16 protein-coding genes and 2 pseudogenes are annotated in these 22739 nt (G+C 49.7%); 2 read left to right on the top strand and 16 right to left on the bottom strand.

What is annotated here, in order from left to right:
- From I2G61_RS08900 to I2G61_RS08830, 15 genes and pseudogenes are all read right to left on the bottom strand, one after another.
- A pseudogene (locus tag I2G61_RS08900) lies at window positions 1-382 on the bottom strand (3-deoxy-7-phosphoheptulonate synthase); the annotation flags it as partial.
- A gap of 338 nt (window positions 383-720) precedes the next feature.
- A complete protein-coding gene (locus I2G61_RS08895; protein ID WP_195548186.1) occupies window positions 721-1467 on the bottom strand; it encodes a 4Fe-4S binding protein in 747 nt (248 codons plus the stop codon).
- Window positions 1468-1546: 79 nt separating this feature from the next.
- Complete coding sequence (locus I2G61_RS08890) at window positions 1547-2254, bottom strand: hypothetical protein (protein WP_072686089.1); 708 nt, start codon at window positions 2252-2254, stop codon at window positions 1547-1549.
- A 236-nt stretch (window positions 2255-2490) separates the two neighbouring features.
- Complete coding sequence (locus I2G61_RS08885) at window positions 2491-2754, bottom strand: helix-turn-helix transcriptional regulator (RefSeq protein WP_072686087.1); 264 nt, start codon at window positions 2752-2754, stop codon at window positions 2491-2493.
- A gap of 152 nt (window positions 2755-2906) precedes the next feature.
- Window positions 2907-4862, bottom strand: coding sequence for a S9 family peptidase (locus I2G61_RS08880; RefSeq protein WP_195396834.1), 1956 nt, complete (start codon window positions 4860-4862; stop codon window positions 2907-2909).
- A 98-nt stretch (window positions 4863-4960) separates the two neighbouring features.
- Complete coding sequence (locus I2G61_RS08875) at window positions 4961-5533, bottom strand: HD-GYP domain-containing protein (RefSeq protein WP_072686083.1); 573 nt, start codon at window positions 5531-5533, stop codon at window positions 4961-4963.
- 452 nt (window positions 5534-5985) lie between these two features.
- Window positions 5986-7161, bottom strand: coding sequence for a MalY/PatB family protein (locus tag I2G61_RS08870; RefSeq protein ID WP_195396832.1), 1176 nt, complete (start codon window positions 7159-7161; stop codon window positions 5986-5988).
- A gap of 96 nt (window positions 7162-7257) precedes the next feature.
- Complete coding sequence (locus I2G61_RS08865; RefSeq protein ID WP_072686079.1) at window positions 7258-7800, bottom strand: DUF3783 domain-containing protein; 543 nt, start codon at window positions 7798-7800, stop codon at window positions 7258-7260.
- 134 nt (window positions 7801-7934) lie between these two features.
- Complete coding sequence (gene nagA, locus I2G61_RS08860; RefSeq protein WP_072686077.1) at window positions 7935-9101, bottom strand: N-acetylglucosamine-6-phosphate deacetylase; 1167 nt, start codon at window positions 9099-9101, stop codon at window positions 7935-7937.
- Window positions 9098-9805 carry a deoxyribose-phosphate aldolase gene (gene deoC, locus I2G61_RS08855; protein WP_072686075.1) on the bottom strand — a complete coding sequence of 236 codons (708 nt, stop codon included), beginning with the start codon at window positions 9803-9805 and terminating at the stop codon, window positions 9098-9100. The genes nagA and deoC overlap by 4 nt, the downstream gene beginning before the upstream one ends.
- Before the next feature lie 150 nt (window positions 9806-9955).
- Window positions 9956-12343, bottom strand: a complete 2388-nt coding sequence (locus tag I2G61_RS08850; RefSeq protein WP_072686073.1) for a ribonucleoside triphosphate reductase — start codon at window positions 12341-12343, stop codon at window positions 9956-9958.
- A 21-nt stretch (window positions 12344-12364) separates the two neighbouring features.
- Window positions 12365-13510 carry an anaerobic ribonucleoside-triphosphate reductase activating protein gene (locus tag I2G61_RS08845; RefSeq protein WP_072686071.1) on the bottom strand — a complete coding sequence of 382 codons (1146 nt, stop codon included), beginning with the start codon at window positions 13508-13510 and terminating at the stop codon, window positions 12365-12367.
- Window positions 13511-13814: 304 nt separating this feature from the next.
- Window positions 13815-18716, bottom strand: coding sequence for an InlB B-repeat-containing protein (locus tag I2G61_RS08840; RefSeq protein ID WP_195548185.1), 4902 nt, complete (start codon window positions 18714-18716; stop codon window positions 13815-13817).
- A gap of 67 nt (window positions 18717-18783) precedes the next feature.
- Complete coding sequence (locus tag I2G61_RS08835) at window positions 18784-19131, bottom strand: hypothetical protein (protein WP_195548184.1); 348 nt, start codon at window positions 19129-19131, stop codon at window positions 18784-18786.
- Window positions 19121-19651, bottom strand: a complete 531-nt coding sequence (locus I2G61_RS08830; protein WP_072686067.1) for a hypothetical protein — start codon at window positions 19649-19651, stop codon at window positions 19121-19123. Before I2G61_RS08830 ends, I2G61_RS08835 begins: the two co-directional genes overlap by 11 nt.
- 202 nt (window positions 19652-19853) lie before the next feature.
- On the opposite strand from I2G61_RS08830, the gene I2G61_RS08825 reads away from it, so the two are divergent.
- The gene (locus I2G61_RS08825) at window positions 19854-20567 is read left to right on the top strand and encodes a hypothetical protein (protein ID WP_083538689.1); all 714 of its coding nucleotides are present in this window, start codon (window positions 19854-19856) and stop codon (window positions 20565-20567) included.
- 225 nt (window positions 20568-20792) lie between these two features.
- Window positions 20793-22151, top strand: coding sequence for a M14 family zinc carboxypeptidase (locus I2G61_RS08820; RefSeq protein WP_195548183.1), 1359 nt, complete (start codon window positions 20793-20795; stop codon window positions 22149-22151).
- 322 nt (window positions 22152-22473) lie between these two features.
- On the opposite strand, the pseudogene I2G61_RS08815 reads toward I2G61_RS08820, so the two are convergent.
- A pseudogene (locus I2G61_RS08815) lies at window positions 22474-22739 on the bottom strand (LysM domain-containing protein); the annotation flags it as partial.

Here is a 22739-nt window from a genome sequence, read left to right as displayed (position 1 = left end):
CTCGTAACATCACGCCGCCGGCGTCTTTGACCTGTTGGGCGATGTCGCAGATCATTGCCTCGCCCTCGACCGAACAGGGGCCGCCGATCACGGCGATCTTTTCCTGACCGCCGACCTTGACGCCGCTGACGTCGATCACGGAATCTTCCGGATGGAACAGCCGGTTGGCTTTTTTATAAGGAGCCTGAACGCGGGTTACCTCCTTGACGCAGGTGAAGCTTTTCAGCCAGTCGACGTCCAGCGCGGTTGTATCGCCGACCAATCCCAGAACGATATAGTTGGCGCCTTCGCTGAAATTGAGTTCCAGCCCCTTTTTCTCCAGCTGATTCATCAGCCGCTGCAGTTCATTGCGGTCACAATCTTTTTTTACGGTTAAAATCATACGTTTTCTCCTCTTTTCCGTTAAAAAATAAAAAACATCAAATCCGCTTTGATGTTTTCTTGAACCAATATAACGCGAAAATTCCAAGGAATCTTGGGTTACATTGGTCTATCAATAATAATAATAAGAGTGGTTCAATTTGATTTTTAACATGGAATATCACTCCCTGCTTCTTAGTTTACATGACTTTCAAATTGAAAGCAATACTTTCATTTATTTTTTGCAAGAATTTTACATTTTCAGGTTTCCCTTTCTTCCATCTCCAGGAAACCGGTAAGCGGATGTTCCGCCTCTTCAGCGTATTTCCACCGTTCTACATCCTCCATTTAAAAGCGTGCTTACAGGAACCACTCCGGCTGACGGCGTTGTTTCATCTTCTGCCGGAAAACAAGCTGCGCTGGGTAATAGAGCGCCGGCGGAAACTGACGTGCACCGGCAGGACAGACATGGATGCAGGCTGTACAGGACACGCAGCGCGCCTTATCCGTGATGTGCGGTTGGGCCGGGTCAATGGCCTGAACCGGACAGACCACAGCGCAACGACCGCAGCGAAGACAACGAGAATTCGTCTGGGGCTTCAGCGGCAGCGCCGTAATTTTCCGGTAAGGGCGCTGACCGGGAATCGAGGAAATCATCGGGTGCGCGGCATCCAGCCCCTTTTCAAGCAAAGCTCGGGCAAAGTGGGCAATTCCAGCGAAATCAGCGGCATCCGGACGGCCATTTGCGACCGTCGGAAAAATCGAATGCTGTGCGACGACCGCAGCGGCGCCGACCACGGTGAACCCGGCGGCACTCAGAGCATCGCTCAGTTCCAATAGCGCGTCCTCATACGCTCGGTTGCCGTAAACGACGATCGCAACCGCAGGCGTGTTTCGTCCCTGAATCTGATTCATCCAGGCTTGGAAAAACGCCGGCAGCCTTCCGCTGAATACCGGAAATGCCGCAATCAGGCAATCCTGCGGCCCCAGACTGACGCCCTCGTTCAGATTCAGATCTTTCCGCGGCAGTCTTAACCCGGCGCACAGCTGATCAACGACCCTTGCCGTAGTTTGAGAAGCGCTGAATTTCATCGTGACTAAACGCATCGAACTTCCTCCTTTATCCGCAGCCGGATTTATAAAAAAGACGGAGATGGATTTCCCCGTCGATGGATTGTCGTTATGGTTAGCGATATTCTTTCACTTTTCCCTGATGATTCACAAAAATCAACGAAATGCCCAGGCGGCTTTTCATATAATCGCTCAACTGTTTCCATTCCTGCTTGGAGGAAATCTTAGACTCCATCAGGATCGAATATTTGGCGATCGCCGGATCCATCCTTTTGATCAGCGAGTACATTTTCGAATTAAACGTCTGCTTTTTGCCGCGCTTTTCATAATCCACCTCGATCAGCCATTTTCCTTCCGGAGTATCGACGAGGTACGCGTCTTCCAATTCTTTATAAGTCAGCTTTTTCTTATCCAGCCAGTTCTGCAGGGACAGGGTCATATAGGCCTTGTTAAACTTTGCTTCCAGCTTGCCCGTCTTCGGGTTACGCTTGAGACCTGGAGTTTTCTTCAATGTGGATCCGGCTTTGCGGCCGCGTTTTTTCGGAATATACGCGCTTTCGCGGCTGTCCAGATCATTCAGGTAATAACGAATCTTCATCTTGGTGCTGACGTTCTTCTTGCCGGTCGGCGCAACGATCATTTCGTCGCCGCTGAGCATGCACTGGCGCATCGCGCTGCAGCAGGTAATCAGCGTCGCATTGCCTTCATTCAGCTTGCCCATTAGTTCTTTCGCCGAGCATTCCAAATAAGAATCGCCGGTCTGAGCCGCCTCGGTTTTCAGGTTCTCAATCAGCGATTTGTAATCTGTGATTTTAGCTCCCATTCCATTACTCCTTTAATTATAATTAACGCCAGATAAATTATATCAGCAACCCCTGAGAATGAAAATAACAAATTACGGTAATTGTTTTGTTTTTACAGCGAGAAAAGACTAAAAAAGTGACAGCCGTCACTTTTTCAGCCTGTCAGATCAGATTAAAAAGTCGTTTTTCAAACCTCGTATTCTTTTTCTGGAAGTTTCGATCGTTTTTTAATCCTTTAAGCTTGCGGAAATAAATACTATTTCATCATTTGACAAGTTTTATTCCGTTCATCTTCATCAAATCGGATAAAAAATTCATGTAAAGACAGGTCCAGAGCGCTCGCCAGAGCGAAACAATCCTGCAGCGTCGCTTCCTCCTCCTTCCGTTTCAGCCGGCCCATCCAGCCGGGTGATTGCCGGGCTTTGCGGCACAGCTCGTCTTCATCCATGCCGGTCTGACGCATGACCTCCTTGAGCAGCTTGATCGTCCAATCCTTTTCCACCGTGTTTTTTTCGTGCATGTTTAATCCCTACCTTTCTTTGGAATTCATATCTCCATTATTAATATTGCGGAAAATTCCAAAATGCCTGCCAAAAAGGTTAAAAAAGTTCAAAATTTTTATTTCTGACGCGAAAAAGCCGCACAGTTTGACGTGTGCGGCCGGTGTGCTGCTTATTTCAGATGGCTGTCCATCCAGTTGAGCGTTTCAGAATAGGAGCGTTCGCGGTGCGACGGCTTGCCGAAATGATTCAGTCCATGATGATCGCCGTCAAAGCAGACGACACGGGTCTCCACACCCTTGTCCATCAGTGCCGTGATCATCTGCAGGCCGTCGGAAAGATGGCAGCGGAAATCCGCCAGCGGCTGGATAAACAGCGTCGGCGTCACCGCGTTGCACGCGTATTTCAGCGGCGAGCGGTCCCAATACGTCTGCGTTTTCTCAAAGATCGAGCCGCCCATCTGATCCGGAACGAATTCCATACTGATGTCGGACACGCCGTACATCGAAACCCAGTTGACAACCGAGCACTGGCTGGAGGCCGCCTTAAACCGGTCGGTATGGCCGATGATCCAGTTGGTCATGTAGCCGCCATAGGAAATGCCGGTGACGCCCATCCGCTGCGGGTCGATTTGCGGATAGCGCTTGAGCACTTCGTCAGTGAAGTTCATGATGTCTTCATAATCGACGGTGCCGTGTTTTTCCCGGATTTCCGCAAACTTGTTGCCGCGGCCGTCAGAGCCGATCGGATTGCAGAAGAAGACGAAGTAACCGGCGGAAGCCCAGGTCTGCATATCGACCCCAAACGTGCCGTGATAGGCGCCCTTCGGCCCGCCATGGATCGTCAGAATCGCCGGATAGGTCTTTTCCGGATCAAAGTCGGCCGGCTTCATGACCCAACCGTCGACGTCCCAATCGTGACTGGCAATCGTCAGCGGTTCGCATTTGCTGACCTGTCTGGTCTGTAAGAATGAACGGTTGAAGTCGCTGAGGCAGCAGGCTTTCTGCGTTTTCAGATCAATCGTCCAGACCTCGTCAAAATCGGTTCCCTGCTTGCCGGCGATGACAGCCTGATCGCCAAAGATATCGAAGCTGCCGATATCGCCGCTCCAGTCGGACATCTTTTTCAACTCATTGTCCCCGCCGAAGCAGAACAGATTATTCGAAATCCGGTCGCTGCCGTTGATCCACAGCGCGCCTTCTTTGGGTTTGGCAAGATAGTAGGACAGATCCGCTTCCGCCAACAGCGTCAGCGTTCCTGATGCCGGATCGAGTTCGTAGAAATTCGGATGCTCGTTTTGTCCCCAGGTTTCGCCCTTGGCAGCGCAGAACAGCACCCTTGTGCCGTCGGTCGCAACGTTCTGACTGCGGTTGCCGAAGCCTTCGTTGACGTAGACCTGCCGGTTTTCACCGGTATCCAGATCGTAACACCAGACGTCCTTCTGCAGCTTGGTGCGCAATGTGTACGCGCAGCCGGAATAATAGATCTTCCGGCCCACGACAGCGCTGGCTTCGACCTGAAACAGCGGTTCGCTGCATGGGGTCAGCTCGGCTTTTTTCTCGTCGTAAACAAATAAGCGCGTGCGCATTTTGCTCGTAAAGCCCGGCGTGCCGTTAGACCAGAACGGAGTTTCATCCAATACGTGAAACTCGGCGTTCTTTTTCTTATCCTCGGCAACCTGCTTGCGCTCCTCGGCGTTCATCTTATAATAATCCGGCACGTTCGCATCGCAGCGGGCCGTGACCAGATACAGGCCATTCTTCAGCTTTTCCAGCTTTCCCGCCTGTATCGGCAGCGTAAACGCCTTGATCGCCTCGCCGCCCTCCAGGCTCAGGCGGTAAACGCCGGTCAATTCCTCGCCGGCCTCAGCGCGCTTTTGATCCGCCGGATCGCGCAGCGATAAAAACATCATTGTTTTCGCATCGTCCCACAGATAGCTGCTTTCCTTGCCGAAGCTGGTCAGCTGGCGGAATTCCCCATCCTCAGGGCGCGCCCAGATCGTAAAATCATACCCGTCCTGCTCGTTGCAGGCTTTGACGACGACGGCAATGTGCCGGCCGTCGGGGGAGAAAGTTACGTCGCTCAACTCGCGAAGTTTTCTAAAGTCGTTCAGTTCAAATTTTTCCATTCGATATTCTCCTTCTGATCCTCAGTTTACAATGGGATGAAAGCGATGTCAAACTGAATCAGCCGACTTTCATTTTTATTCATTTACTTTTCAAAAGATCAGCGCAGAAGCCGATGCAGCGACAAAAAGGAATCGGTCAGCTCCGGATCAAATTGCGTTCCCCGGCCCTCTTCAATCCGGCGCAGAACCTCCCGCTGCGGCAGCGGGTCATGATAGCGGCGGCGGCAAATCATCGCGTCATACGCGTCGGCCAGCGCCAGCACGCGGGCTTCCTCACAGATCTCAGAAGCTTTTAATCCATAAGGATATCCCCCGCCGTCCCAACGTTCATGATGCTGCAGGATGATCGGCGTCAGATCGTTCAGCAGCGTTACGCTGATCAGACGCGCGCCTTCAGCGGGATGTTTTTGCATCTGCCGCCATTCCCCCTGGTCTAAACGATCTGGTTTTAACAGCACGGCGTCGGGCGTTGCCAGCTTGCCCAAGTCGTGCAGCAGCGCTCCTTCTTTCAGCTTGCGGCAGCGATCCTCGGACCACGCCAGTTCCTGCGCCATTTCGTAAGCCAGCCGGCTGACGCGCAGACTGTGGCGGCAAGTCTCCAAATCCCGCAAACGCAGCGCCGACAAATACGCTTCCATGGCGGCCTGCCGCGGCGTCAGTTTATTTTTCATGTGTGATCCCGCCCTTCTTTTTTAGCAGTATGGGCGAAAAACACGCTATTTAAACAAGCGCAGATGAACCGAACCAACACATTTTTGACAGGGGCTGAAAAACTCTCCCATTCCGCCAAGCACGATGGAAACAGACGCAAAAAAAGATATGCCCTCAGAGAAAGGGAGGAGACTCTGACTGCATATCCTTTGGATGACAATTCCATTTTATCATAACGCTTTTGCTTTTCGAGGCAATGTTTTTCCTGATTGAAAAGGAAAAAAGTGCGTGGAAACCTTCGGATCGCAAATCCACCGCAGCGCCTGCCTTTTTCGCCATCACCAGCTCAGCCCCTGCTTTGGCATCGCGCCGCACAGTGCTCTTTATTGTTTATTCCATACAGTGCCCGCAGACACGCTTTATATGAAAGAAACAAAAAAAAGCGGCGTTCACCGCTTTCGTTGTAAGGTTGTTATTTCTGATGCGCCAGCACCATTTTTTCCAACTTTTCCAAACCCGTCTGCAGCTGGGCGCGCGGACTGGCCAGGTTCAGCCGCTCAAAGCCCAGATAGTCTTCGCCGAAGAATTTGCCTTCGGACAGATAGACATGCCCTTCCTCGATGCAGGTCTGGTTCAGCTTGTCCCACGCAATGCCGCAATTTCGCATGTCGAGCCAGAAGAAATACGTTCCTTCCGGTTTGCGCGTCTTGATCATCGGCAGCCGTGTGCGGAAAAAGTCATCAGCGTAATCCCGGTTGGCCTTGATGTATTCCAGCAGCTGATCCATCCAGTCTTCGGAATACTGATACGCCGCTTTCATCGCTTCCAGTGCGAAGATGTTGATGCTCGCGATGCCGACGTTGACCGCCTCGGCCTTAAACGCTTTGAACAGCTCCGGATTTTTGATGATCACGCCGGAAATTTTCAAGCCGGCCAGATTGAACGACTTCGTGCAGGAGACACAGGCGATCGTGTTCTGACGGGTGTAGTCGTTGATATTGATGATCGGCGTAAATTGACCGTCAAAGATGAAATCGGCATGGATTTCATCGGCGATGATCTTCAGCTGGTGCTTCTCGCAGAACGCGGCGATCTGTTCCAGTTCCCTCTTCGTATAGACGCGGCCGGTCGGATTCTGCGGATTGCACAGAATGAAAATCTTCGTCTGCTCGTCAATTTTCTTCTCCATGTCCTCAAAGTCCAGCGTATAATACCCATCCTCTTCGTGCATCGGACACAGCGTCGGCACGCGGCGGTTGGACAGCGTCTTGTCGACAAACGGCTCATACGCCGGAGTCGGAATCAGGATCTTATCGCCTTCCTGGCTGAACAGCCGGATCGCGGCGGACACTGAGTACATGACGCCGGTCGACATCATCATCATTTCCGGATCCGCGCCGTATTGATAGCGGCGGTTGAACCAGTCGGCCATGACCTGCGCGTAAATTGGACCACGTTCCGTGTAGCCGTAAGCCGGACATTCCATGCGCTTTTTCAGCGCGGCCTGAATTGGATCGGAAACCGCGAAATCCATATCTGCGATCCACAGCGGCGTCACATCCGGGATATCCAGCGTTTCCTGTACAACAAACCATTTCGTGGCGTCGGTATGGCTGCGGTCGGTCACTTGATCAAAATTATATTTCATATTTATTCACCTCTGCTCTCCCAGTTTAGCATAATTTATTCAAGATTGGTAGCTTGCCTGCGAGTTTTTAAGTCAAATTAAAAGGGAGAATGAAATTCACTCCCCCATCGCCTGCGTCAGTTCGCTCAGCGTCTGATCGAGCTGCGCCTCGTCAAACCGGCCGCTCTTTAACAACATATAGCCTTTCATCAGCGCGATGTTCAGGCGTTCCGCCTGCTCAGACGGCCAGCTTTTCAAATCCAGCTGATCCGCACGGCGCAGAATCGCGGCGACCTGCTCGGCTTTGGCAAACAGGTGATGTTCCTTCATCACTTCGCCAAACAGCGTTTCCAGCGTCCACGAACGATTGTGCTCGGTCACGAACATTTTGATCGGATCAAAGTGCCAGTGCGCCTGTTCGCCCGCGCTTAAAATCTGCTTCATCTCTTCATCGCTCAGCTCATCCATCAGCATAAACGAAATATCGAACCGCGTGCAGTCCTGATTGCTGGCAGGCTGCCGCTGCAGGATTTCCTCGACCGTCAGCTTCAGCATGCCGTCGTCCAACAAGCCCAGCTCAATGTTCATCGGGGCTGTAATCGTCTCTAAAATATGCTGATCGACGTCGTCGATGTTATAACAATAAATCGCTTTTTTCATAGTTTTATGCCTCCAGTGGTTTGTATTATACCCGAAGCTGGAAAGAATATCCAATCTTAAACCCGAAATTTTAATTTTTTACCAAGGGAAGCACTTTCTTTGGACACGGAGTTCGCCAGACTGTTCCGCTGTGATCAAGGGCGGTAAACCCAACGCCCTTCCACCAGGGTTCCCCGACATTGCCACTGCTTGTCAAACAGCGCCAGATCGGCGTCCATACCGGCTGCCAGACGGCCTTTACGATTTCCGACCTGGGCTAAGGAAGCCGGGTTGACGCAGGCCATCTGAACCAGCTCGCACGGCGTGCAGCCGCACATCTCACCCATCATCCGCACCGCGTCGTTCATGCCGATCGCCGATCCCGCGCGCCGGCCGGTTTCCACTACCTGAACATGCTGGCCGTGCTTGCGGCAATGCAGCCCGCTGAATTCGAAGTCGCCGTCCGGCATCCCTTTGCCCAGCATCGCGTCGGTGATCAGCACCAGCCGCTGTGAACCGAAATGTTTCCACGTCATCCGGACAACCTCGGGATCGACATGGAAGCCGTCCGCGATCAGCTCCGCCTTCATGCCTTCCTCTAAAAACGCGCCCGTGACCGTGCCGGGATCGCGGTGCAGATGCTGGCTCATCGCGTTGTATAAATGGGTGAAGCCGGCAGCCCCGGCGAGACTGGCGCGGTGAACGTCGGCGCTGGTCGCGTTGGTATGGCCGACCATCACCGTGATTCCCGCCTGCACCGCGGCCTGAATAAAGCCATCCATGCCCGCCCGCTCTGGCGCGACGGTCATCACTTTCAAGCGTCCCTGCGCCGCTTCAACCATGTCCCGCAGTTCCTTTAACGACGGATCGCGCAGGTAGCGTTCATCCATCAGCGCCTTATAATCCGGGCTTAAATACGGGCCTTCCGAATGAATGCCCAGCATCGCGGCCCCCGGCAAGTCCGCCACCGATGCCAGGCCGCGCAGAATTTCCAACAATCGTTCATGCGAAACGACCGTCAGCGAAGCCATGAACGCCGTACAGCCGTCCATCGCGACGTTGCGGCTCACCGCTTCCGCCGCCTCAGCCTTCCCGCTGATCAGATCTTCCCCGGCCGCCCCGTGGATGTGAATGTCGATCAAGCCCGGCGTCAGCATCAACCCTTCCGCGTCGATGACCTCGTCCGCGTTCTCCGCCTGCGCAGACCAATCCGCTTCCGGCATCAACGCGGCGATCTTTCCCTCCTCGACCAGCACCGCGCCGCAGGGAATCTCGCGAAACCCGTCGGCGATCACATGCGCGTTATGGATCAGCGTTTTCACAGCGTACCGCCTTCTTCCAGCAGCTTCCGGGCTTCTTCCATGATCTTGATCGACGAGGAGGTGCCGAAACGTGTCGCTCCCGCCTTCTTCATTTCCAGCAGCGCCGCTAAGGAACGGATGCCCCCGGCCGCCTTGACCTGGACGTCCTCGCCCGCTTCATGCTTCATGATAAACACGTCCTTGGCTGTCGCTCCAGCCGGACCGAAACCCGTCGAGGTCTTGATGAAGTCCGGCTTCACCTCGCGCGCAATCTGCGCCAGGCGAATGATTTCTTCCTCGCTCAGATAACATGTTTCAAAGATGACCTTGCAGATCTTGCCATATTGGTGACACAGCCGCGTGATCCGATCCATCTCCTTGCGCACAAGATCCCAGTTGCCGCTTTTCAGCTCCGTCAGGTTGACGACATAATCGATCTCGTCTGCGCCCTGGCGGATGGCATGCTCCGTTTCCAGCAGCTTGACGTTCAGTTCAGTTTGGCCCAGCGGAAAGCTGATCGCCGCTCCGACATGCACGCCGCTGCCCTTTAAGGCATGGTGGCACAACGTCACCTGACAGGAGTTGATCGCGATCATCTTGAAATGATAATCCCGGCACTCCTGGCAAACCTCCAGCACTTTCTGTTTTGTCGCGTCCGGCTTGAGTATCGTATGGTCGATCATCCCGGCCAATTCGCGCAGCTGCGCTTCCAACTTTTCTTCCATCTTCCTGTTCCTCGCTTTCTTTTCAATCTCCGTTCTGTCTGCTTTCATTATAACGAAGCGCTTTCATGAATGCCAGTATTATTCATAGATTGACTCAATTTTCAGAATAAAAAATCCCATCCTCCTGACATTGGAAAATGGGATTGTTCCTCAGCGCTGCCGCGTGATATATTCCTGGACGTTATTCGTCTTGTAGACGCAGTTGGAATTCTGATCTACGACGACCAGCGTCGGCGCTTGCATAATCGAGAAGCGTTCGCTGAGCTGCGCCTGTTCCTGGGCGTCGATCAGCTCATAGGCGATCCCGGCTTTCTCCAGCAGCCGGCCGGCCATCTTGCAATTCGGGCAGGTCTTCGTCGTAAACAACAGGACACGGCCTTCCGCGGAAGAGGACGGCACACTCTTTTCCTCGCGGCTTTCCGGCTGGACCGGGGCTTCTTTCAGCGCCTGACGGCCTTTCAGGACGGAATGACCGATATCATAGACCTTACGTTCCTTGTATTCCTGCGTCTTGCCGGCATTCCAGTTCTGAACCGGCCGGTAGTAACCCGTGATCCGGCTGTAAACCTCAGTTGTACGGCCGCAGATCGGGCAGACATACTGCTCTCCCGCGATATAACCGTGGTCTTTGCAGATCGAATATGTCGGAGACAATGTATAATAAGGCAGTTTATAATTCTGGGAAATCTTGCGGACGAGGGAAGCGGCGGCTTTCCAGTCCGGCAGCTTTTCGCCTAAGAAAGCATGGAAGACGGTACCGGAAGTATACAGCGTCTGCAGCTCGTCCTGAACGTCCAGCGCCTCAAAGATATCCTCGGTATAACCAACTGGCAAATGCGAGCTGTTGGTGTAATACGGCGTGTTGCCGTCCTCCGTCGCGGTGATGATGTCGGGATACAGCTGCTTGTCATGCTTGGCCAGGCGATAGGTCGTCGATTCCGCCGGCGTGGCTTCCAGGTTATACAGATCGCCGTATTCTTCCTGGTACACGACTAACCGTTCGCGCATGTGGTTCAGCACTTCCCTGGCGAATTCCTGCGTTTCCTTATGCGTCAGATCGGCGCGCAGCCAGGCCGCGTTCAGTCCGACCTCGTTCATGCCGATCAGTCCGATCGTTGAGAAATGGTTATCAAACGATCCAAGATAGCGCTTGGTATAAGGATAAAGCCCTTCATTGAGCAGCTTGGTGATGATCTGACGCTTGACCTTCAGCGACCGCGCGGAAATATCCATTAAACGATCCAGCCGGGCATAAAAATCATCTTTGTCCTTGGCCAGGTAAGCGATCCGCGGCAGGTTGATCGTCACGACGCCAACCGAACCGGTGCTTTCGCCGCTGCCGAAAAAGCCGCCGGACTTCCGCCGCAGTTCGCGCAGATCCAGCCGCAGCCGGCAGCACATGCTGCGGACGTCGCTGGGCTGCATGTCGCTGTTGACGTAATTGGAGAAATACGGCGTGCCATACTTCGAGGTCATCTCAAACAACAATTTATTATTTTCCGTGTCCGACCAGTCGAAATCTTTCGTGATCGAATACGTCGGGATCGGATACTGGAAGCCGCGGCCGTTGGCGTCGCCCTCGATCATAACTTCAATAAACGCCTTATTGACCAGATCCATTTCTTTCTGGCAGTCGCCATAGGTGAAATCCTGCGGCTGACCACCGATAATCGCCGGCTGCTGCGCTAAATCCGCCGGCACAACCCAATCCAGAGTGATGTTGGAAAACGGCGCCTGCGTGCCCCAGCGGCTCGGTGTGTTGACGCCATAGACAAACGACTCGACGCATTTCTTGACTTCGTCATAGCTCAGCTGATCGACCTTGACAAACGGCGCCAGATACGTATCAAACGAGGAGAACGCCTGTGCGCCCGCCCATTCGTTCTGCATGATGCCCAGGAAGTTGACCATCTGATTGCACAGCGAAGCCAGATGTTTCGCCGGTTTGGAGGTAATTTTGCCCGGTACGCCGCCTAAGCCTTCCAGAATCAGCTGCTTCAGCGACCAGCCGGCGCAGTAGCCCGTCAGCATCGAAAGATCGTGCAGATGGATATCGCCGCTGCGGTGTGCGTTGGCGATTTCCTCGTCATAGATCTCCGAAAGCCAGTAGTTGGCGGTGATCGCACCGCTGTTGTTCAGAATCAAACCGCCGACCGAATAAGTCACGGTTGAATTTTCTTTCACGCGCCAGTCCGTCGCTTTGACGTAGCTGTCGACCAGTTCTTTATAATCGAGAATCGTCGATTTCATATTGCGGATTTTTTCCCGCTGTTTGCGGTATAGAATGTATGCCTTGGCGACGTCGGAATATCCGGATTGGATCAGAATTGATTCCACGCTGTCCTGAATATCTTCCACCTGGATCAGATCGTCTTTGATTTTGCTTTCAAAATCCGCGGTTACCCGCAGCGCCAGCATATCAATCACGCTGGAATGGTATTGTTTCTGCTGAGCCTCAAAGGCTTTGGTGATCGCCAGTGAAATCTTGCTGATATCAAATTCCGTAATCATGCCGTCGCGTTTAACTACTTTATACATACGTCTCTACCTTTCTTTCCTCTATAACCCCCGGAGCTCGGTGTCCGGTACCCACGAAAGCAGAATCTTCCGAAACGCTTCCATTTCTTCTTTGGTGCAGGCGTGCAAGCCGGGCTGAATCACCCGCTCGCTGTCGACAAACTGCTGCAGAACCAGCTTGCGGGCGCCCTTGATCCACTCGCCCAGACGCCGCATATCCTCAGCGGTATGCAGCTCCTTGACTACTGTCGTTCGAAATTCATACGGAATCTTCTCCTGCATTAACAGCGCGACACTTTTTTCAACAGCCGCAAGATCCAGCTTTGTCAAACCGACCGTTTCGCTGTAGCGTTCACGGCAGTTTTTCAGGTCCATCGCCACGTAATCAATCAATCCCTCGTCGATCAGATGCTCCAGCTGATCTGGGAAACTGCCGTTGGTATCCAATTTGATCGGATAACCCAATTCCTTAATCCGGCGTAAGAAAGCTTCGATCCCCGGCTGCAGCAGCGGTTCCCCGCCGCTGATACAAATTCCTTCCAGAATTCCCTGACGGCGGGTTAAAAAGTCGAACAGTTCTTCCCTGGGAATCTGTGCCATATTCTCCGCCAGAAACACCAGATCAGAGTTCTGGCAGAACGGACAGCGGAAATTACAGCCACCGGTAAACAGCGTGCATGCGATCTTGCCGGGATAATCGAGCAGCGTCATTTTCTGAATGCCGAAAATTCCCACCCGCTGCGATTCCTGTTCTTCTTCCGCCAGATAATCTAATGCGTTGGCAACCGCCTTACTTTGCAGCTTTTCAAACAGCGCCGCTTCATCCTCGCTCATATTCTGCGTGATCTGATCCCACCACTGTTGGCGAATCAAATAGATCTGACCGATAATCTCTTTCGCTTTCGCCGTCGTTCGCAGCGTGCGCACGCGTTTATCCGTTGGACTGACCTCGATCGTGACATATCCGACTTCTTCCAGCCGCTGAACGCCTTTGGTTACGGTTCCTTTGTCATAACAGCCCAGCTGCGCCAGACCGTTCATCGTAATGCCTTCGTTCTCATAAATGAAAATTAAAAACGGAAGCTGTCCGGAACCCAGCTGATAGGCGTCCAGCACTTTATCGTAGTATTTTTGCGAACAGCGATACAAAATAGACGAGTCCGTCAACAGCCGTCCTGTCTTTTTCATCCCCTCACCTCAATTAGTTGGAAACTCAACTATTGAAATGATAGCACGTATAACCTGCTCCATCAAGCCTTGTTCTCCTGAATTTTTTATTCAGATTTCGACTGAGTTCACTCAAAAGAGCTAAGTCCTTTAACCAGGCGGATTTTGACAGGTTAGCCCCTTCTAATCTTGAAATCATTTTCAGTTTTCCATAAACCGGATTGATGACTGACATGCGTTTTCATTTTAATGATGGTTATTCCAAGCTTGAAAAGCAAAAGAAAAGCCGAGCGTATGCTCGACCTTTCCGTTAACTTTGTGATAATTACGCCTGTGTTTGTTCTTCGTCATCCTCATCTTCATGCCATTTTCTGCCTAAGTACAGCGTTACGGCATTGATCAGGAAGAAGACGACCATCAACAGCGTCCACTTATCTACCAAGACCATCGGCAGCCGCATGTTTTCGGTCAGAACGAAGACGATGACTGAGATGACAGCCGTTAAGCCCGAGATCCACTTGTAGATTCTCTTGCGCTTCAGCTGTTCCGGATCTTCTTCTTCATTCATCGCTGCGGTCTGATTCTGATCATCCTCGTCGTCATCCTCTTTCGAGTGCTTCGCGAAAATCAGGAACAGCGCCGCTAACAAGCCAAGCAAGCTGGCGATCAGGTTGATCAGAGCCCAAGAACCCTTGTGGCTGACCTGCGGCTGTTCCGGTTCTTCGATCTCTTCAACTTCCGGCGTCGGTGTTGGCGTTACTTCTCCGCCGCCTTCCGGTGTTGTCGGTTCAACAATGACTTCTTCTTCCGGTTCAGGATTATTTGGACCTGGTCCCGGAGGTACAACTGGTGCTGGCGGAACGACTGGCGCTAAGCAAGCCTGGGCTTCTTCGTTCCATTCCGTTCCTGCCGGACAGCCTGGGTTAACAGGATCCGGATCGACTGGATTTGCTGTAAAGGTAATCGTGAAAGTAATGTCCTCTGTCAGATCCAGTGCAGTCGTCGGAGCCATTGGACTCCAAGTACCACCCCGATATCCGTTATTCGGACTTGCCTTCGCAATTTGATCGTCGCTCAGATGAGCGATGCCATCAACCGCATATTCGCCTTTCTCGTTGACCTTATTCAAGGTAAACGGACCCTGGTTAGCAGTGATCGTACCATTCACCGCATTGTAGTATACGTGAATCTGATACTTATCCGGAATCTCGTCATGATTTTTATCTGCGCTGTAATAAACGTTGACAATCATTCCGTCTTCCGTGATTTCCTTGCTTTCCGCATAGGTATAAACGTAATCTTCGATGTTGATCTTATGATCCGCACCATTGATCGTTTCCCCATGCTTCGCTGTGACTTCCTTCGCTGTCCCGATTTCTTCCTTTGTATCTTCATCAACGTACTTCACTGTCGCTTGGTATTCATTAATGACGAATGTCGCTACGAATTCCGTATCTTTATTCAATGCGATTTCTGTTGTCGGTTCTTCTGGTGCCCAACTTGCCAGATGATAACCTGAATAAGGTTCAACTGTTGCGATCTGATTTTCAGCCAGATAAGCGACTCCATCCATTGCATATTCATGATTGGCATTGTATTTCGTCAATACAAATGGCCCCTGATTAGCAACAACTTTGCCGTTTACAGCGTCATACGTAACCGTGATTTGATATTTATCTGCGATTCCATCTCCTTCTTCAGGATCTTTCTCACCGATATTATCTGCATCATAGTAGAACGTGATTGTCAGATTTTCAGCTGGCATGGTTCCCGTAATATTGCCTTCTTCATCTGCCTGCAATGTCGATTCATCAACACTGTCAACTTCGATATTCGACAGAACGAAATTGCCATTTGCATTTTCTGGACCTCTTGGAGATTCAGAAATAGCAGACAGGTAATCACGTTTCTCGTCAGCTGCCGTCGTTGTCAGTTCTTCAACAACATTGTTATCAGCATCACGGTAGACATGGGAAACTTTGTAGTTATAGGAGTTGACAGCAAAGTTTGCAGTGTACGTTGCCGCTACATTCAATCCATCAACTTTTTCTGGTGTAAAGTGAGCGTTTGTGCTGACTTCTGTGCCTTCCGCATTCGTCCAATTCACGAAATGGTATCCTGCGCTTGCTGTTGCCGTCGAGCCCTGAGCTTCGCCCGTTGCCGGTGCTAAGCTTTCACTTGAACGATCCACGCTTCCACCTGTTGTTGCTGCGTAGTTGATCGTTACGTTCGCATCTTCCGCAAAGTTTGCAGTGTACGTTGCCGCTACATTCAATCCATCAACTTTTTCTGGTGTAAAGTGAGCGTCTGTGCTGACTTCTGTGCCTTCCGCATTCGTCCAATTCACGAAATGGTATCCTGCGCTTGCTGTTGCTGTCGAGCCCTGAGCTTCACCCGTTGCCGGTGCTAAGCTTTCACTTGAACGATCCACGCTTCCGCCTGTTGTTGCTGCGTAGTTGATCGTTACGTTCGCATCTTCCGCAAAGTTTGCAGTGTACGTTGCCGCTACATTCAATCCATCAACTTTTTCTGGTGTAAAGTGAGCGTCTGTGCTGACTTCTGTGCCTTCCGCATTCGTCCAATTCACGAAATGGTATCCTGCGCTTGCTGTTGCTGTCGAGCCCTGAGCTTCACCCGTTGCCGGTGCTAAGCTTTCACTTGAACGATCCACACTTCCACCTGTTGTTGCTGCGTAGTTGATCGTTATTTTTGCAGCTTCTGCATAAACGATATTAATGACATTATTTGCGGCAATATTAGTTATCTTTTCCGGTCCTGTTACAGTTCCTGGAGCAACATATCCTTTAGGTAAATACTTGCCGTTTTCATAAGGAATGGTTGTTCCTATTCTCCCAGTTCCTGTTTCAGATTTGAGTAAATTTGATTCATCTGTCGAATCTTTGTAATAATTCACAGTATAACCAACATTGCGTTTTACATAATTAAATGTAACAACATTTTCTGTTTCGTTATCAGAAACAACTAATGTTTTTCGAGCAGTCTCTCCATCAGCAAGAATATAATCATTAATTGAAGGGGCATCAATTACTACTGCAGCACGATCTGTTTTGTTATCTCCGTTACGAATTAACTCAACTGGTTTTTCAGGATCACTTACATCCATCGCAATGATCGTATATCCTCTTTCTTTTGCCTGAGAGTAATAGAATATAATTTCATTATCTGTCTGTTTTAAAGTTAAGCTTTGACTTGACAATAAAGGAATATAATTTTCAATACTCTTTGCAAAAACAGTAATTGTTTTACCTACTCTTTGATTATCAACTTTTATCGAATCAGCAAGTTCCGTATCAGTACCTTCTAATAAATAACGAATATTATAAGAGGTATAATTCTTAGCCTGCCAATGAGCATAAAGTGTGATGTTATCTTTTATTGGTGTCCCAAAATCATACTTAACCAAAGTGTCAGATTTGATTGACCAACCTAAGAAAGTATATCCATCACGTTCTGGAGTATCAGGAATTTTGACAGGAGTATTATAATTAGCATTTACAGCAAAACCTGTTCCGCCTTCATAATTCACGTCAAATTCAACTTGATAAGTTTTAACTGTCCACCCTGCATACAATACTGTATTATGAGCTGGCATTTTATCTTTATCAAAATTAACTTTTTCTTGAGCTCCTGGATCATAATACCAGCCTGTGAACTCATAGCCTTCTTTAACTGGTTGTTTTACCGGAACTTTAAGGATACTTTCAAATTTTTTAGTTTCTGGTGATGGAATATCAGATCCGCCATTTGCATTATAACTTAGAGTATAGTTATTTCTTGTATAATACAATGTTTTATATCGCGTATCCATTCTTTCATAAGAGAAACCTTCTATTTGAATAATATCTCCCTCATTTATAGTCCAACCATCAGGTAATACCCCTTCCATATAAGTGGAATAGCCGCTACCAGATAAGTTCTGTGTTAGGTATTTAATCTTCGTTGTATTAACTTTATTACCATAACGCGATAAGTTTTCAGCGGGCATGGTTTTCATTGCACCTACACTCGTTTTACAACTTGATGATGTATACCACATGTATTCTTTATGATCTACATCATTCCAAACTGAAGAAACATCCGCACCATATTTTGCCGTTATAGTTAATTTGGGTTGAATTTTCCAATTAGAATACCAAGATTCTTTTACATAAAAGGTAACTGTAAAAATTTTTCTGTTTAATCTAACATTTAAAACAGTACTGCCATCTAGCGCAACTGTTTTACCAGATTCCATGTCAGGCTTTTCAAATCCAGCTTCATCTAATCCAATATCTGAAAGTTTAGTACTATCAAATGTAGGATAGTTCTTAATTTCACTGCCTACAATTGCATCATGAATGGTCTGACTATATAAGAAATCATATTCATTAGATTCTGCTTTTTCTACCCAGAAAATAACTTGATAATCAGCTTTCTGATTTGCTTTTAATGTCCAATGAGCAGTTAAAGTTATATTTTCCGTCAAACTAACAGATCCTTCAACTTTAGAATCTCCATTATACCATCCAGCAAAATCGTAGCCTGCTTTCGTCGGTACTTTCGTTGATAAATCAACTACTGTTTCGAAAGGTGCTTCCACAGCGCTGATATAGTTACCTCCATCAGAGTCAAATCGCACTGTATAATTGATTCGTGTATACTCAATTTCAACAACTGTGTTCGCCGAAATTAGAGTGTTTTCGATTACACCAGCTTCAAAGCCATTGACTTGCCGGGCAACTGCCTGAGTTTCTGTTCCAAATTTGCCATACAAAGTTTCTGACTCCGTAATAAATGAACCATCAAGTTGTATGAATTTATGATTAACAGTATACGCAGTCTCAGTAGGATGATACGTAACGGTAATCGTCAGATCTTCCGACGGCATTATTCCACTTACAAGGCTTTGACTTGCCTCATATCCTTGAATTTCTTTAGAAGTAACTTTGTATTCATTTCCAGCAATTACATCTGCATAATACGTTGCTTGCGCTGCCGTGTTCGCAATTTCTGGAGCTGCATCTTCCCCATAAACATAGTATATAGTGAGAAGATATACATCATCACCTTCAATATTTTGAATAATGGCGTTACTTGTTGGAGGAATAAATTCCGTTGGTCCTTCCGTTACCTTCGGTGTTTCCGTAACCACTGGAGTTTCCGTGGTCTTTGGCTCCTCACTCGCCTCTGGTGTTGGATCAGGAGTAATCGTCGGTGTTGGTTCCACCGTCGGATCCGGCTGTTGGTTTTCTTTAGATTTATCAATCTGAGAAGTTGTTGTGTGAGCCGTGATGTTAAGAGAATGTTCCCCCCGATTGAACGTCTGTGGATTCGCTGAATTCCACGCCGTCCAAAATCATTGAATCAATTTCAAAACCATCGTTGGCCCTTACGGTCAGAGTACCCGATGCGACTGATTTTTGTGCTGTTGCTGTCTGACCATTGACAGTAACGCTTACAGCTAAGCTCGCTTCGCTATCATTCACATCGGTCTCGTTGTTGTGTGATTCAATGCTGATTACAGAATCGACGTCAAAGCTTTCCGCTACAACCCGAATCGGCATGTCCACAAAGCAGGACATCGTCATCGCGAAGACGGTCAACATCTTTAATACTCTGTCAAACCTGTTTTTAATCTTCATTCTCGTTCCTCCCTTCTATTTTGATCATTCTTCCATTAACGCCGACCTTCTGATTTCCCGCAATCCATTCGATTTCAGTTTCGTCGTTAATGACCGTAATGATAGCGTCTTTGTGGATACCTGGTTCAAATTCTGTCGGCTCTGCTTTTTTCAGGACGATCGCAGTGCCTCGTTTTATTTTCAAACCGGCTTCATCCTTGTCGTATTTGATCTTGGAATGCTTGGGATTCTTATAACCCCAGGTGACTGTATAACTGCCGTCTCCATTGGAATCCACTTGATTGACAAACAAACTCAGATTCTGATTTTTTGTTTTCCAGGCTGCGGCAATCACAACGATGCCGGCGCCAAGGAAAGCAAAGAGGAGCGCAGAGTCCTGATTTCTGCGGGCAGCCCGCGGTGTTTCTTCATCGTCAATTTGTTCAGTTTCCGGCTCCGGTGTCGCAGAATCCGCTAAAATTTGTATCGGACTCATTACCAACATCGCTGCCATTAACCCAAGAACTAACTTTTTCCGCATACGCTACACCTCCAAGACATTTTCATTCTATCAGCAGGCGGTTATAAAATGGTTAGATATCTGGTTTTGCAGGGAGAAAGATTGAAAAAATAAAATAAATTAATTTCTCCTTTAGTGGATAATCAGTTATTCACGCTTGCGAAATTTTACAGTCCACGATATAACTAACTTATTATAAGAGAACAGAAACGGGGGATAACCTATGACTATCAGAATCGGAATTGACCTTGGTGGTTCCACAACAAAACTGATCGCTGTTCACCCCGGCAGTCAAATTGTGGCCGAAACGCAGCTGACCGCATTGCGCAGTCCGGTAAAACTGGATGCTGCGCTCAGTCATTTTCTGGCGTCACACTGCGGCAATCAGACGGTATCCGGAATTGCTTTAACAGGAGTCGGCAGCTCATTTATCGAAGATCGGCCAGGCTGGCTGAAAATCGACGAAATGCAGGCAGTGGGCCGGGGTGCGCAGGCTTTGGCAAAGCAGCGGGACATTCTGGCCGTCAGTATGGGCACAGGGACAGCGCTGGTTCGGGCTGATCATGAAAAGATCAGCCACATCGGCGGAACCGGCGTCGGCGGAGGAACCCTGGCGGGATTGGCGCTGCGGTTAAACGGAACTGCCGTGCTGGCCGATTTTATTGAGCTGGCCGGGTCCGGTAATTTGAAAAATGTCGATCTGAAGGTGGGCGATCTGACCCGCGATGAAACACAGTCGCTGACCGCCGATCTGACGGCCGCCAATTTGGGAAAGCTGAACTCCATCGGCAGTCCCGCAGATCAGGCAGCGGGCGTGATCAATATGATTCTGGAGACCATCGGCGTCATGGATTCTGGCTTTGCGCCGGGACACCACTCAGACGATCGTGCTGACCGGTGCTCTGACGGCTTTGCCGCAGGCCAAACCGCTTTATGAAAGAATGAGCCAGATTTACAATGTGAACTTTCTGATTCCCACACATGCCGTCTATGCCGCGGCGTTGGGCGCGGTGCTGGCAATTCCTTAACACTTCAGATTGAAAATTGTTACAGATGAAAAAGGAGAATTTTCGTTTTTTCGTCTTTCTTTTTTCAGAAAGCGCCGCCCAAACTGAATGACCCATGATAAAATGAATCTACTTGCTGAAAGGAGAAACAAAGTATGGACTTTAAAAAACTCATCGACGAAATCCCGGCCTACGATCATTTTCTGACCGTGGATGAAATGGATGCCAGCACCCTGAAGCTGGCCGAAGAATATCCGGATCTGGTCACGGTCACAAAGGAGGGGACTTCCCGCGGCGGCCATCCGATCTATTGTCTGAAGATCGGCGACGGCCCGAAGAACGCCTTTATGTTCGGTTGTCCGCATCCGAACGAACCAATGGGCGCGATGATGCTGGAATATTTCTCACGCCGCTTATGCGAGGATGAAGCGCTGCGCAGTGAACTGGGGTATACCTGGTATCTGATCAAAAGCATCGACGTCGACGGCACAAAGCTGAATGAAGGATGGTTCAAGGGACCGTTTACGATTACCAATTACGCCCGGAATTTCTTCCGTCCGGTCGGTTCGGAACAGGCAGAATGGACATTCCCGTTCACTTACAAAAATTACAGCTGGACGACGCCGATCCCGGAAACTCAGGTGCTGATGAACATCATCGACCGTGTCAAACCGGAATTCATGTACTCGCTGCACAATGCCGGCTTCGGCGGCGCATATTGGTATGTATCCGGCGATGAGCCAAGCTTATGGGACGGCTTCTACAAGGCGGCGGAAAAGCAGAATGTACCGCTGAATCTGGGCGAACCGGAAATGGTTTACGTCACCCAATACGCCCCGGCCTGCTACAAAATGACCGGCTCCAAGGATTCCTACGACTATTATGAGAAAAGCATGGAACATCCGGAAGCGATGATGAGCTGCGGCACCAGCTCCGACGATTATGCTTCGCAATACGGCACTTACACGCTGGTCGCCGAGCTGCCGTATTTCTTCTCCCGCAAAATTGTATCCGATACGATCATGCCGTTCACCCGGGCAGAAGCGGCGATCCAGGGCGAACAGGTCAAACATGATCAGATTGAACAGATCGGCAAGATCCTAAAACCGGTTAAACCATGGTTGACCGAAGATAATCCATTCCCGAAAATCGTTTTGCTTTCCGTCGATAAAAACGACGCGTCCACTCAGGCGCAGATTGATTATTATAAAAAGACGGAAGCTTACCAGCAGCCGTGCAAGGAATCGGAAGCCTTCGACTGTCTGGACATCACCCGTTTCTACACACTGTTAAGCTGGGGGCTGAGCGTCCGCGCAATCAATTACGCAATCGAGCACACCGACATTGATCCGCAGCTGGCCAAGACCGCTCTGGATCAGGCACAGGCCGGCTTTGACACTCTGGCGGCGGCACTTGAAAACGACATCGACTATTCTGTCGTTCCGATCCGCAGCCTGATCGGCGTGCAACTGGAAAGCGGCATGCTCGTGGCCGATCTCCTTCGTTCTAAATAAAGGAAAAAAGGAAAATCGTGTTTCAGATTTTCCTTTTTTATATTTTTCTTTTTTATCCACCGCTGTTTTTGCGGCGGCAGTCCCGATCAAACGTCATTGCGCCTAAGGCTGCCTGAACTCGCATCGCCGCCACACTCATTCCATTCTCACTCTTCATTGCGGGATAGAATTTCGATCCTCAGTTTTGATCAAACCTCGGGCTGGTCATGACAGAAGTAAAAAAGACGAACAAATTGAAGTTCGTCTTTTTGCGCCAATAACCATCATACCCGTGTTTAAAAGGGGTGATTTGAAACTTCCAGCTGATGATTCCCGTTGGTTGTTATTCGCTTTTCAATGTGATCGGACGACGGTTTTCGTAAGCGTTTTTAATCGCCTGGATGAAGTCGCCATGACCGTCTTTTAAGGAAATCGTCGCGCCGGTGCGGACGTCTTCCAGCATCTTCTTTTCCTCATCGCTCAATGCGCTGAATTTCGCCTTGTCCTCGTCGCTCTTGGCTTCCGCCTGCAATGGCCGGCCGTTGGCGTCGGTATACTTGGCAAACCAGTCTTCCACTTCCGCGACCGTCTTGCCGACAAACAGCTTTT

The organism is Holdemania sp. 1001095H_141210_F2 (assembly GCF_015558105.1).
Lineage (GTDB): Bacteria > Bacillota_I > Bacilli_A > Erysipelotrichales > Erysipelotrichaceae > Holdemania.
The sequence above is the reverse complement of the archived record's forward strand: the minus strand, read 5'-3'. Positions and strand labels throughout refer to the sequence as shown.

Bases quoted from the DNA above. Each gene is read 5' to 3' on its own strand.
- I2G61_RS08895 (WP_195548186.1), bottom strand. From the start codon at position 1,467: ATGCGTTTAGTCACGATGAAATTCAGCGCTTCTCAAACTACGGCAAGG.
- I2G61_RS08890 (WP_072686089.1), bottom strand. From the start codon at position 2,254: ATGGGAGCTAAAATCACAGATTACAAATCGCTGATTGAGAACCTGAAA.
- I2G61_RS08885 (WP_072686087.1), bottom strand. From the start codon at position 2,754: ATGCACGAAAAAAACACGGTGGAAAAGGATTGGACGATCAAGCTGCTC.
- I2G61_RS08880 (WP_195396834.1), bottom strand. From the start codon at position 4,862: ATGGAAAAATTTGAACTGAACGACTTTAGAAAACTTCGCGAGTTGAGC.
- I2G61_RS08875 (WP_072686083.1), bottom strand. From the start codon at position 5,533: ATGAAAAATAAACTGACGCCGCGGCAGGCCGCCATGGAAGCGTATTTG.
- I2G61_RS08870 (WP_195396832.1), bottom strand. From the start codon at position 7,161: ATGAAATATAATTTTGATCAAGTGACCGACCGCAGCCATACCGACGCC.
- I2G61_RS08865 (WP_072686079.1), bottom strand. From the start codon at position 7,800: ATGAAAAAAGCGATTTATTGTTATAACATCGACGACGTCGATCAGCAT.
- deoC (WP_072686075.1), bottom strand. From the start codon at position 9,805: ATGGAAGAAAAGTTGGAAGCGCAGCTGCGCGAATTGGCCGGGATGATC.
- I2G61_RS08850 (WP_072686073.1), bottom strand. From the start codon at position 12,343: ATGTATAAAGTAGTTAAACGCGACGGCATGATTACGGAATTTGATATC.
- I2G61_RS08845 (WP_072686071.1), bottom strand. From the start codon at position 13,510: ATGAAAAAGACAGGACGGCTGTTGACGGACTCGTCTATTTTGTATCGC.
- I2G61_RS08835 (WP_195548184.1), bottom strand. From the start codon at position 19,131: ATGAAGATTAAAAACAGGTTTGACAGAGTATTAAAGATGTTGACCGTC.
- I2G61_RS08830 (WP_072686067.1), bottom strand. From the start codon at position 19,651: ATGCGGAAAAAGTTAGTTCTTGGGTTAATGGCAGCGATGTTGGTAATG.
- I2G61_RS08825 (WP_083538689.1), top strand. From the start codon at position 19,854: ATGACTATCAGAATCGGAATTGACCTTGGTGGTTCCACAACAAAACTG.
- I2G61_RS08820 (WP_195548183.1), top strand. From the start codon at position 20,793: ATGGACTTTAAAAAACTCATCGACGAAATCCCGGCCTACGATCATTTT.